Source organism: Planobispora longispora, from assembly GCF_016863135.1.
In the GTDB taxonomy this organism is placed as follows: domain Bacteria; phylum Actinomycetota; class Actinomycetes; order Streptosporangiales; family Streptosporangiaceae; genus Planobispora; species Planobispora longispora.
Genome location: NZ_BOOH01000016.1, coordinates 25806 through 38017, shown reverse-complemented (window position 1 = coordinate 38017; position 12212 = coordinate 25806). Strand labels below are relative to the sequence as shown.

The 12212-nt window shown below is 70.3% G+C and carries 12 protein-coding genes; 6 read left to right on the top strand and 6 right to left on the bottom strand.

Features of this window, described 5'->3' with window-relative positions; translation table 11 throughout:
- Window positions 1–4 precede the first annotated feature (4 nt).
- The 6 genes from rsmG to rpmH form a co-directional block, all read right to left on the bottom strand.
- Window positions 5–718 (bottom strand): 16S rRNA (guanine(527)-N(7))-methyltransferase RsmG, encoded by a 714-nt coding sequence (gene rsmG / locus Plo01_RS08685; RefSeq protein ID WP_203889998.1) that lies wholly within the window; start codon window positions 716–718, stop codon window positions 5–7.
- Between the two features lie 450 nt (window positions 719–1168).
- A complete protein-coding gene (locus tag Plo01_RS08680) occupies window positions 1169–1669 on the bottom strand; it encodes a Jag family protein (RefSeq protein WP_373871672.1) in 501 nt (166 codons plus the stop codon).
- Between the two features lie 35 nt (window positions 1670–1704).
- Entirely contained in the window at window positions 1705–2661 is a 957-nt protein-coding gene (gene yidC / locus Plo01_RS08675; RefSeq protein WP_203889997.1) for a membrane protein insertase YidC, read from the bottom strand.
- Window positions 2662–2665: 4 nt separating this feature from the next.
- Complete coding sequence (gene yidD, locus Plo01_RS08670; protein WP_203889996.1) at window positions 2666–2944, bottom strand: membrane protein insertion efficiency factor YidD; 279 nt, start codon at window positions 2942–2944, stop codon at window positions 2666–2668.
- Complete coding sequence (gene rnpA / locus Plo01_RS08665) at window positions 2941–3327, bottom strand: ribonuclease P protein component (protein WP_203889995.1); 387 nt, start codon at window positions 3325–3327, stop codon at window positions 2941–2943. Before rnpA ends, yidD begins: the two co-directional genes overlap by 4 nt.
- Window positions 3328–3442: 115 nt before the next feature.
- Window positions 3443–3580: a 50S ribosomal protein L34 gene (rpmH, locus tag Plo01_RS08660; RefSeq protein ID WP_010849920.1), complete on the bottom strand. Its 138-nt coding sequence runs from the start codon at window positions 3578–3580 to the stop codon at window positions 3443–3445.
- Window positions 3581–4118: 538 nt separating this feature from the next.
- Here rpmH and dnaA point away from each other — a divergent pair.
- The 6 genes from dnaA to Plo01_RS08630 all read left to right on the top strand — a co-directional run bounded on the left by dnaA (window position 4119) and on the right by Plo01_RS08630 (window position 11853).
- On the top strand, window positions 4119–5909 hold the full coding sequence (gene dnaA, locus Plo01_RS08655) for a chromosomal replication initiator protein DnaA (protein WP_203890221.1): 1791 nt from the start codon (window positions 4119–4121) through the stop codon (window positions 5907–5909).
- A gap of 590 nt (window positions 5910–6499) precedes the next feature.
- Window positions 6500–7639, top strand: a complete 1140-nt coding sequence (gene dnaN, locus Plo01_RS08650; protein ID WP_203889994.1) for a DNA polymerase III subunit beta — start codon at window positions 6500–6502, stop codon at window positions 7637–7639.
- A gap of 95 nt (window positions 7640–7734) precedes the next feature.
- Window positions 7735–8475, top strand: coding sequence for a 3-keto-5-aminohexanoate cleavage protein (locus Plo01_RS08645; protein ID WP_203889993.1), 741 nt, complete (start codon window positions 7735–7737; stop codon window positions 8473–8475).
- Window positions 8476–8500: 25 nt separating this feature from the next.
- Entirely contained in the window at window positions 8501–9445 is a 945-nt protein-coding gene (gene gnd, locus Plo01_RS08640; protein WP_203889992.1) for a phosphogluconate dehydrogenase (NAD(+)-dependent, decarboxylating), read from the top strand.
- A gap of 259 nt (window positions 9446–9704) precedes the next feature.
- Window positions 9705–11210: a DNA replication/repair protein RecF gene (locus Plo01_RS08635; protein ID WP_203889991.1), complete on the top strand. Its 1506-nt coding sequence runs from the start codon at window positions 9705–9707 to the stop codon at window positions 11208–11210.
- Between the two features lie 58 nt (window positions 11211–11268).
- A complete protein-coding gene (locus Plo01_RS08630; RefSeq protein WP_239316033.1) occupies window positions 11269–11853 on the top strand; it encodes a DciA family protein in 585 nt (194 codons plus the stop codon).
- Window positions 11854–12212 lie beyond the last annotated feature (359 nt).

Here is a 12212-nt window from a genome sequence, read left to right as displayed (position 1 = left end):
TGTCTTACTGGCCTCGTGCCCGCTTCGACCGCGAGGCCCGGTCTGTCCGGCGAGAGGCCTGCGACGCTTTCATGGGGGCCCGACCGGCGACCACCCTGACGAGAGTTGCAGGCGGCTCGACCTTACCGTGCCCGACCGAAACAAGCTCGGCTGTCCGCACTCCACTGGAGCGCAATTGCGTGTCGGCGGCCGCGAGTTCCTCCGCCGCGCGCTCCCCCTTCATCGCCAGCAGCTCTCCCCCTTCACGCAGAAGCGGCAGCGCCCACGTCAGCAGCCGGTCCAGGGGCGCCACCGCGCGCGCGGAGGCCACGTCGAACTCGCGCCTGCCCGCGAACTCCTCCGCCCGCCCGCGGAGCACCTCGACGTTCTCGAGTTTCAGCGTCTCCACACACTCTTCCAGGAAGACCGTCCTGCGCAGGAGCGGTTCCAGGAGCGTGACCGAGATGTCCGGCCGGACGATCGCGAGCACCAGGCCGGGCAGGCCCGCGCCGGACCCGATGTCGACCAGCCGTACGTCGGCGGGGATCGCCTCGGCGACCACCGCGCAGTTGAGCAGGTGGCGGTCCCAGATCCGGGGGATCTCACGCGGACCGAGCAGTCCGCGCACGACGCCGGGACCGGCCAGCAACTCCGCGAACGCCTCCGCGCGGGACCAGGCCTCACCGGTGAACACCTCGTGAGCGACCTCGGGCGGCTCGGGCAACTGCTGGTCGGTCACTGAACGATCACTCTTTCCTCAGAATCCACACGCCGACCCAGAGGGTCTGTGGCCGACAGGTCACCGGCTAACACATGTCAGGGTTCCCGCCGCCCAGCCGGGAGCGAGAACCCCTGGGGAATGCACTGACAGCGCGAGCGTACCTGAAGTACGGCAGTCGAACTGGCTAGCGGATAGGGCGGGCACAGGCGGGACGAAGAGCGATCCGGGAAAGCGGGGATATATCGCCGGAAGTGTGGCGCCACGGATCCCGCCGACCACCGGCCACCGCCCAGCCGCCGACCGACCACCACCAACCGGCGACTGCCAACCGCCAACCGCCGGCCGCCACCCGGCCGCCACCCGGCCGCCGGTGAGCGACGGCCGCCCGGAGAAGGCTCCGCATGGAAAAGCCGCCGTTCCCGACGGGTCGGGAACGGCGGCCGGTCCGCTCGCCGTACGGCGTCGCCGCTACGCGGGGAGGACGACCACGAAGCGGCGGGGCTCCTCGCCCTCGGACTCGCTCCGCAGGCCCGCGGCCGCGACGGCGTCGTGCACGATCTTGCGCTCGAAGGGGGTCATCGGACGCAGCGCCTTGGGCTCGCCGGAGCGCTTGACGTCCGCGGCCACCTTGGCGCCGAGCTCCTTGAGCTCGGTCCGGCGGCGCTCGCGGTAGCCGGCGATGTCGAGCATGAGGCGGGAGCGCTCACCCGTCTGGCGGTGGACGGCGAGACGGGTGAGCTCCTGGAGGGCCTCCAGGACCTCGCCGTTGGCGCCCACCAGGTCGACGCCCTTGACGTCGACCACCGACACGACGGCGCGGTCGCCCTCGACGTCCATGTCGATGTCGCCGTCGATGTCGGCGATGTCGAGCAGACCCTCGAGGTAGTCCGCTGCGATCTCACCCTCCTGCTCCAGGGCTGAGAGATCGGGAGCCGTCTTGGTCGCGGTCTCCTGCTGGGCCTCGGACACGTCCAGCCACTCCTTCGTGCTGTCGGGATGGGAATTCAGGGCTTCTTTCCGCCCGGGCGCTTGCTGCGGGGCTGGCGGGCCAGGTGGTCCTGCCGGCGGACGACCTTGGGTCCCGGCGGCTCGGGCGGAGCCTCAGGCTCGGGAGCGGTCTTCTTCAGCTTGCTCATCAGGCCGGGCTTGGGCGCGGGAGTGACCACGTTGCCCTTGGCGTCGACCACCGGCGCGGGGTTGCGGCTGTAGAACCAGTGCTGCTGGCCGAGCGTCCACAGGTTGGTGGTGACCCAGTAGAGGACGAGACCGAGAGGGAAGTTGAGCGAGAAGATCGCGAACAGCGGCGAGATGTACATCAGGATCTTCTGCTGCTGCGCCATCGGGTTGTCCGGCATCTGCGCCATCGAGCGGGTCACGCTCTGCCGGACGGTGAGGAAGGTGGTCAGCGAGCTGACCGCCACGAAGATCCCGATGACGACTTTGGCCAGGACCGCGTCGGCGCCGAGCTCGACGATGTCGGCCGAGCTGGTGAAGAACGTCGCCGGAAGCGGGGCGCCGAAGATGTGCGCCGCCCGGGCGTCGTTCACCAGGTCCTGGGACATGCCGAACTTCGGCTGGCCGGCCGCCATCGCCTGCAGCACGGTGAACATCGAGATGAAGATCGGGAACTGCGCCAGGATCGGCAGACAGCCGCCGAGCGGGTTGGCCCCCGCCCCCTGGTACAGCGCCATGACCTCCTGGTTCATGCGCTGCTTGTCGTTCTTGTAGCGCTTGCGCAGCTCCTGCACCTTGGGCGCGAGCTCCTGCATCTTCTTCGACGAGCGCATCTGCTTGAGGAAGAGCGGGAAGATCAGGATTCGCATCAGCACGGTCAGCGTGATGATGGTCAGCGCCCAGTTGAGCCCGCTGTCTCGCGGGATGAAAGTGCTGTATCCCGCATGAATCCAGGTGATGACTTGCGCAACGGCCGTATAGAGCCAGTTGAGCCAGGACAGCTCCACCGAGCTAGCTCCCTTGCGTTTCGTGGGACCGGACCGGGCGTGGGGGCACCGGGTCTAAACCTCCGGGATGGAATGGGTGGCAACGCCCGATTCTCCGGATCGTCAGCCATATGCCGCGCAGCGCGCCGTGGACGGCGATCGCCTCAAGGCCGTAGGCGCTGCACGAGGGGTGGAAACGGCAACGGGGGCCCAGCAGGGGGCTCACGAACGCCCGGTAGAACCGGATGGGAGCCATCAGGGCCCTGGCTGCCGGGGAGCTCCCGGCGGTCTGCTGCGCCGTCATCGTCGTCCGTCCATGCGAGTCTTGGGGGACTCTCGCCGCCTGAGTAAACGATCCAGCGCGACGTCGAGTTCGGCGGCAAGGCGCTCGCTTCGCGCGGACGCGGCCGGTGGATTGGCGCGTACAACCAGCAGGCTACCCCGCGGAAGCCGATCAAGGCGTTCCCGCATCAGGTGTCTCAGCCGGCGTTTGACCTGATTGCGGATCACCGCGCCGCCGACGGCACGGCTCACGACGAATCCCACCAGGGGCGGGTCGTCCGTCACAGCAGGTTCTGCGGGCACGCGAAGGTGCGCGACCAGGGTGGGACGGCCGGCGCGACCGCCCTTCCTGACCGCGTCGGCGAAATCCTCGCCCCGGCGCATGCGGGATCCGGACGGCAGCACGAGAGGACCTTCCGACCCTGGGCAGGTACGGCTTTCGCCCGCCGACAGCGTGGCCGACGGGCGAAGGGACGCCGCTGCCCGGCCCGGCACGGGGCCGGGCACGGTGGATGACGCGTCAGGCGGAGAGCTCGGCGCGGCCCTTGCGACGACGGGCGGCCAGGATGGCGCGGCCGGCGCGGGTGCGCATACGCAGCCGGAAGCCGTGGGTCTTCGCGCGGCGGCGGTTGTTCGGCTGGAAAGTACGCTTGCTCACGAGTGGCTCCAGGCTTGAGGCTCATCCCCAGCACATGGGGACGCTCGACAGTGGCTGACTTGCCGGATGCGAGGCATGCGAAATAGCCGTCGCGTGGCAAGCCGACCGTCGTACGTTACGGGGAGGACGCGTCCCAGGTCAAACCGGGAACCGCGGCACTCAGGTTATCCACTGTTCCACAGGGCGGTTATCCACCGCGTAACTTTGTCCACAGGATGTGCGCCCAGCCCCCCTCGCACTGCCACTAGGCTGTGGACAACGTCTTGTACACAGCTGTGGACACGGGCTACTGTCGGCGCTTCGAACCATCTCTCCACTGCCGGAACAAGGACTTGGCGGTCAGTACGGGGCTGTGTACAGCCTGTGGATCCGATGTGGATTTCGAGGCCGGTGCCAGTGGCCTCGCGCCCGGCACCGATCTGTGGACAACGAGAGAGTCCGATGCGCTCGGCGGCCATCGGTGTGGATAAGTGCGAAGGCAGCGCGGTGAGCTTGTACGGGGGCCCCGCCGGGAGGAGGAAGCCGAGCCGTGGATGAGATGGATCTCGGCGCGGTCTGGGCACGGGTGCTGGAGAACTCCCTCAATGAGGGTGTTCCGCCGGTTCACCGCGCCTGGCTCGGTATGACCCGGCCCTTCGGGTTGATGAACGACACCATCGTGCTGGCCGCTCCGAGCGATTTCGCCAGGGATGTCCTGGACAACAAGCTCCGTCCCCTGGTGACCCATGCGCTCTCCCAGGAGCTCGGCCGTCCCATCCGGTTCGCGGTGATGGTGGATCCTTCGGCGGCCCGTTCCGAGCAGGGGGGGACCCCCAGGTCGAAGCCTTATCCACAGGCTTCTCCACAGGCTCCGCAGCCGAATTATCCCCAGACCCCGCCGCTTCCCCAGGTGGATTATCCACAGGGCGACGGAGCCCAGCAGGGCTATGGCCAGCAGGGAATTCCCCAATCCCCCGGTGCTTCCGGCATCCCGTCGGGCTATCCCCACCCCGCTCCCGCGGGCCCTCCGTCCACCGAATATCCACAGCGCCAGTCACAGGGCCAGCAGTTCGCCTATCCTTACCCCCGCGCCGAGGAGCCCGGGCAGCCGTACCTCCCGGCGGAGTCCCCCGCGGGTCAGTCCCCGGCCGAGCAGAACCCCGGCTACGGCCGGAGCGGATACACCCCTCAGCCCCCTCCGCCCCGTCCCGAGAACGACGGCTTCGACCGTCCGGCGCCGAGCCCGGCCCCCGCGCCCCCGCAGAACAGGTGGGACTCCCGCCCGAGCGGCGGCGGCCGTACGGCGAAGGAGCCCGGGCGGCTGAATCCGAAGTACACCTTCGAGACGTTCGTCATCGGCTCCAGCAACCGCTTCGCGCACGCCGCCGCGGTCGCGGTGGCCGAGGCGCCGGCCAAGGCGTACAACCCGCTGTTCATCTACGGCGACTCCGGCCTGGGCAAGACGCACCTGCTGCACGCGATCGGCCACTACGCGCAGAGCCTCTACGACGGCGCGCGGGTGAGATACGTCAGCTCGGAGGAGTTCACCAACGACTTCATCAACTCCATCCGCGACCACAAGGCCGACAACTTCCGGGGCCGCTACCGGGCTGTGGACATCCTGCTGGTGGACGACATCCAGTTCCTGGAGGGCAAGGAGCAGACGCAGGAGGAGTTCTTCCACACCTTCAACACGCTGCACAACGCCAACAAGCAGATCGTCATCTCCAGCGACCGGGCGCCCAAGCAGCTGATCACCCTGGAGGACCGGCTGCGCAACCGGTTCGAGTGGGGCCTGATCACCGACGTCCAGCCGCCCGAGCTGGAGACGCGCATCGCGATCCTGCGCAAGAAGGCGATCCAGGAGGGGCTGGCCGCCCCGCCCGAGGTGCTGGAGTACATCGCCAGCCGCATCTCCACCAACATCCGCGAGCTGGAGGGCGCGCTGATCCGGGTGACGGCGTTCGCCAGCCTGAACCGGCAGTCGGTGGACCTGCAGCTGACCGAGGTCGTGCTGAAGGACCTGATCACCGAGGACGCCGACTCGGAGATCACCATCGCGAGCATCATGGCCTCGACGGCGACCTACTTCGGCCTGTCGATCGAGGACCTGTGCGGCACCTCCCGCTCGCGGGTCCTGGTCACCGCCCGGCAGATCGCGATGTATCTGTGCCGGGAGCTCACCGACATGTCGCTGCCGAAGATCGGCCAGCAGTTCGGCGGCCGCGACCACACCACGGTCATGCACGCCGACCGGAAGATCCGGTCGCTCATGGCCGAGCGTCGCTCGATCTACAACCAGGTCAACGAGCTGACGACCAGGATCAAGCAGCAGTCACGCGGCGGATGAGCCTTTTCCTCAGACGATGCACAGCCTGTGGAAAACCTTGTGGATCAATCGCGGGGGCGTGATAAGAGGTCTGTCGGGCCCCGATCATGATCAAAAACGCGATCGGGGAACGTGAAGGGTTTTCAGCAGATGTGGACAAGTCTGGGGAGAACCTGGGGAGAACCTGTTAGTAACTCGTGGACAACTTGTGGACGCCCTGTGCGCACAGTTTTCCCCAGGCACAAAACGGACTCCTACCCCGTGGATAAGCTGTGGAAACATCGTGGATAACCACCGGGAAGCTGGGGACGGCAGACCCAAGATCTGGGGACGGCCTGTGGGTACAGTTCCGTCATCCCCAGGCGCACGGGTTACCCACATCCTTCGCCCACAACCCCGGTGGATGAAAAAACAGCAACTGAACTGCGGAAACAGCGGTCCTCCACAGTTTCCACACCCCCTACTGTGATGACCCCACTTATCTCTCAAGGGAAAACTCAAACCCCATAGAAGGGTTCCGGGGGAGCGCATGTGCGGGACAGTGAACACTTGAACCCAAGGCACCGAAGGCACCGAGCGGACAGCGCTCGACACACAGGAGGCAGATCCACGTGATGTTCCGGGTCGACCGAGACGTACTCGCAGAGGCGGTCGCATGGACGGCACGCAGCCTGCCGGCGCGTCCCTCCGTGCCGGTGCTGGCCGGCATGCGACTGGAGGTCACGGAGAGCGGTCAGCTCAAGCTCTCCGGTTTCGACTACGAGGTCTCCGCGGAGGTGACCCTCGAACCGCAGACGGGTGAGGCGGGCGTGACGCTCGTCTCCGGCAAGCTCCTCGCCGAGATCACCCGGGCGCTCCCCGCACAGCCTGTGGATTTCGTGGTGGAGGGGGCCCGCGCCATCGTCACCTGCGGCAGCGCCCGGTTCACTCTCCCCATCATGCCTGTGGAGGACTATCCCTCCCTGCCGGCGATGCCCCCGGCCGCGGGGAAGGTCGGCAGCGACGTGTTCGCCTCGGCGGTCGGCCAGGTCGCGGTCGCCGCGGGCAAGGACGACACCCTCCCCATGCTCACCGGCGTGCGCATGGAGATCGAGGGCGACACCGTGACCCTCGCCGCCACCGACCGCTACCGCCTGGCCGTACGGGAGCTGAAGTGGCAGCCGGAGCAGGCGGACATCTCGGCGATCGCCATGATCCCCGGCAAGACCCTCGCCGACGCCGCGAAGGCCATGGGCGCGACCGGCGCCGAGGTCGAGATCGCGCTGAGCTCCGTCGGCGGCACCGGTGAGGGGATGATCGGCTTCTCCAGCGCCGGGCGGCGCACCACCACCCGGCTGCTCGACCCCGAGTTCCCCAAGTACCGCTCGCTGCTGCCCACCGAGTTCTCCGCCCGCGCGGACCTGCCCGTGGGCAGCTTCGTCGAGGCGGTCAAGCGCGTGGCCCTGGTCGCCGAGCGCAACACCCCGGTCCGGCTGGCGTTCCGCGACGGCGAGGTCGTCCTGGAGGCCGGCAGCGGCGACGAGGCACAGGCTGTGGAAGTCCTGCCGGTGGACTTCGAGGGCGACGACATCAACATCGCCTTCAACCACCAGTTCCTGCTGGAGGGCCTGGGGGCGATCGACTCCGACGTGGCCCGCCTGCAGATGACCACCTCCACCAAGCCCGCCATCCTCACCGGCGGCAAGCCCGCCGAGGACGGCGGCGCCCCCGACTACCGCTACCTGATCATGCCGATCCGGCTGTCGAACTGAAGACGGGCGTCCCCGGGGCGGTGAGCCGCCGGGGACGCCGACAGAGCCCCCTGAGACCATGATCCCCGTCGGTCCTCGCGGAGACGGGAGCGGACATGATCTTGATCAAGGCGTGCCTCAACGGGAGCAGGGAACCGGGTGAGCATCCCGCGCTCCCTCTGACGCCCCTGGAGCTCGCTGAGGCGGCCCGTGAGGCGCGTGAGGCCGGTGCGGGAGCCGTGCACATCCATCCGCGCGACGAGGCGGGCAGGGAGTCCCTCAGCGCGGCCCGCATCGGGGCCGCCGTCGGCGCGGTACGGCGGGCCGCGCCGGGGCTTCCCGTCGGAGTGAGCACAGGGCTGTGGATAACCGGCGGGGATGTGCAGGCGCGGCGCCGGGAGGTGCGCGGCTGGGCCGTCCTGCCTGCGGAGGAGCGGCCGGACTTCGCCTCGGTCAACCTCTCGGAACCGGACTTCCCCGGCATGTGGGAAGATCTTCGGCGGCTCGGCGTGGGGGTCGAGGCCGGAGTCTGGTCCGTGACGGACGCCGAGGCGCTGGCCGCGACCGGCCTGGAGTGCGTCCGGGTGCTCGTGGAGATCATCGGCGGCGCGGAGGAGACCGCCGTGGCCCGCGCGCACGCCGTGCTCGACCGGCTCGACGAGCTGGCCGTTCCCGGTCCACGGCTGCTTCATGGTGAGCACGCCCCGACATGGGTACTTGTGGATGAGGCCGGACGGCTGGGGCTGGCCACGCGCATCGGGCTGGAGGACGTCCTCCACAGCCCTGTGGGCGGCCCCGTAGCGGGGAACGCCGAGCTGGTGAGGCTCGCGCGGGCCCGGCTGGCACCGGGTGGATGATGGAAACCCTGAAGGGGGTGCTCGAATGCAGATCGGCATGGTCGGGCTGGGCAAGATGGGCGGCAACATGGCCGAGCGCCTGCGCCGCGGCGGCCACGACGTCGTGGGCTACGACCGGGACCCGGCGGTCAGCGACGTCGCGAGCCTGAAGGAACTGGTGGAGCGGCTCGAGGCGCCGCGCGCGGTGTGGGTCATGGTCCCCGCCGGCGCGCCGACCCAGGCGACCGTCGAGGAGCTCGGGCAGCTGCTGTCCGACGGGGACATCGTGATCGACGGCGGCAACTCGCACTATGTGGACGACCAGAAGCACGGCGCGGAGCTCGCCGCCCGTGGCATCGGCTTCGTCGACTGCGGCGTGAGCGGCGGCGTCTGGGGACTGGAGAACGGCTACGCGCTGATGGTCGGCGGCAACGACGCCGACATCCAGCGGCTCATGCCGATCTTCCAGACCCTCAAGCCCGAGGGCGAGGACGGTTTCGTCCACGCGGGCCAGATCGGCGCGGGCCACTTCGCCAAGATGGTCCACAACGGCATCGAGTACGGCATGATGCAGGCCTTCGCCGAGGGCTGGGAGCTGCTCGAGGCCTCCGACGTCGTGACCGACGTGGCCGGGGCGTTCAAGAGCTGGCGGCACGGCACGGTGATCCGCTCCTGGCTGCTGGACCTGATGGTCCGCGCGCTGGAGGAAGACCCCGACCTGTCGGAGCTGCGCGGCTACGCTCAGGACTCGGGCGAGGGCCGGTGGACCGTGCAGGCGGCGGTGGACCACGCGGTCCCGCTGCCGGTCATCACCGCCGCGCTGTACGCCCGGTTCGCCTCGCGCCAGGACGACTCGCCGGCCATGAAGGTCGTGGCGGCCCTGCGCAACCAGTTCGGCGGGCACGCCATCGCCTCCAAGGCGGGAGAGGTGGAGAAGGGCGCCGACTCCCCGGGCGCGGACGTCGTCCCGCCGGTCGAGGCCGCCCAGTAACCCGCGTCGAGACCGCCGGGACCGCCGAGCCGTCCTCGCACGGGGCGGTCCTCGCAGCGGGTCCTCGCCGCGGTCCCCGTACGGTCCGGGCCCGCGCGTCGTCCACAGGCGCGGGCCGTACGGACACGGCCCCTCCACAGGCTGTGCGCACAACCCGCCCCGCGCCGGCTCCCCCGCGCGAGCTCCGGAGACTGTCCACGGGGTGGGGAGGGACGGCTTCGACCGCCCCGGATGCGCGGGAAGGTAATAACGTAACGGGGTGCATGTAGCCCATCTCTCGCTCACCGACTTCCGGTCATACGACACCGTCGACCTCGGCCTGGAGCCGGGCGTCACGGCCTTCGTGGGGCCCAACGGGCAGGGCAAGACCAATCTGGTCGAGGCGCTGGGCTACGTGGCGACGCAGTCGAGCCACCGCGTCGCCACCGACGCCCCGCTGGTACGGCACGGCGCGTCGCGGGCCATCGTGCGCTCGGTGGTCGTGCGCGACGACCGCCGGGCCCTGGTCGAGCTGGAGATCAACCCCGGCAGGGCCAACCGGGCCAGGCTGAACCGCTCGCCGATGTCCCGGCCGCGTGACGTCATCGGGCTCCTGCGCACCGTGCTGTTCGCCCCCGAGGACCTCGCCCTGGTCAAGGGCGACCCCTCCGAGCGGCGCCGCTTCCTGGACGACCTGCTGGTGGCCAGGGCCCCCAGGTTCGCCGGGGTCCGCGCCGACTACGACCGGGTGCTCAAGCAGCGCGGCGCCCTGCTGCGCACGGCCGCCCAGGCCCGGCGGGGAAGCCGGAGCGGGCGGCGGGCGGAGAACGACGCGGGGTTCGCCGCGGCCGGAGCCGGAGACGTGCTGAGCACGCTGGAGGTGTGGGACGCCCACCTGGCCAGGCAGGGCGCGGAGTTGCTGGCGGCCCGGCTGGAGCTGGTCGAGGCGCTGCGCCCGCTGGTCGCCGCGGCCTACGCCTCGCTCGCGCCCGGCTCGGCCCCGGCGAGCCTCGAATACCGCGGCACGTTGTCCACAGGCGGGGACGGCGTCTCCCCGGAGGGCGTCTCCCCGGACGACGTCCCTCCGGCTCCTGGTTCCACAGCCGGTGTTTCCACAGCCGGTGGACAGGCGACGGAGGAGCAGCCCGCCCGCGGCCCGGTCGGCGAGAGCGCGAACGGGCGCGACGCCGGCGCCCGGAGCGTCATGGCGGAGCACGGAACCGCGGGGCGGGGCACGACCGCGCGGCCCGCGGCGGCTCAGGGCACGGCGGCTCACAAGGCGCATCCCGCGGCGGACCGGGACACGCAATCCGCGGCCGGTCAGAGCGCGCATCCCGCGGTGGGCCAGGACGCGCATCCCGCGGCCGGTCAGAGCGTGGTCGACCGCGGCGCGATCGAGCAGGCGCTGCGGGCGGCCCTGCTGGAGGTCAGGAGCGCCGAGCTGGAGCGAGGCGTCACCCTCGTCGGCCCGCACCGCGACGACCTCTTCCTCGGCCTGGGGGAGCTGCCCGCCCGGGGCTACGCCAGCCACGGCGAGTCGTGGTCGTTCGCCCTGGCGCTCCGGCTGGCCGCCTACGAGCTGCTCCGGGCCGACGGCGGCGATCCGGTGCTGATCCTCGACGACGTCTTCGCGGAGCTGGACACCCAGCGCCGCCGCCGCCTCGCCGAGTTCGTCTCCTCCGCCGAGCAGGTGCTGATCACCGCCGCGGTCCCCGGCGATGTTCCGACGGAGCTGGCCGGGGCATGGTTCGACGTGGCAGAGGGGAGCGTGACCCGTGTCCGATGACCGACCCCCCAGAGCGGGACCGGCCCGGGGCTCCGCGCCCGCAAGCGCGGACGCCGCTGTGAACAAGACCATGCACAAGGCTGTGGACAATGCGGCGGGCAAGGCCGTGGACAAGTCCGCGGGCGATGCTGCGGACAAGTCCGCGGGCGGCGCCGCCGGTACGGCGGCCAAGGGAGCCGCCCTGGCCAGGGAGAAGCTGGCCCAGGCCAAGGCGGACGCCGCCAAGCGCGGCCAGCTCCCCCGCCGTGAGCCGCGGCGGAAGGCCGCCGGGGTGCTCAGGTCCTCGGGAGACCCCCAGCTGCTCGGCCGCGCCATCGCCGATCTGCTCGCCGACCGGGGGTGGGAGAAACCGGCGGCGGTGGGCGGGGTGTTCGGCCGCTGGCACGAGATCGTCGGCCTCGAGATGGCCGCGCACACCCGGCCGGAGAGCTTCACGGACGGCGAGGTCGTGGTGGCCGCCGACTCCACTGCCTGGGCGACCCAGGTGCGGTTGCTGGCCCGAACCCTGATCAAGCGCCTGAACGAGGAGCTGGGCGAGGGAACGGTGCGGCGGGTGAACGTGCAGGGCCCGCAGAACGCTCCCCGGTCCAGCGGAGGACTGCGGGTGACCGGGAGCCGGGGTCCCGGCGACACCTACGGCTGATCTCGGGCGATCCCGCGCCCGGCTCCAGGTCACCGTCGGCTGATCTCGGGCGATCCCGCGCCCGGCTCCGAGCCACCGTCGGCTGATCTCACGCGGCCCCGCGCCCGGCTCCGAGCCACCGTCGGCTGATCTCGGGCGATCCCGCGCCGGGTTCCGGGTCACCACCGGCCGATCTCGCGCCACCCTGTGTCCGGTTCCGGGCCATCTACGGCGGCCGGTTTCGGACCGTCGCTTAGACCGGTAACGGCCCGTCAACGGCCGCCGTTATCACCCGGTTACGGTCCGTCGAACGACAGCCGCCCGGCGGTCGGCCGCTCGCGCCGGAGCGGATCAGCGGCCCCTCTGACGCGACGACCCCC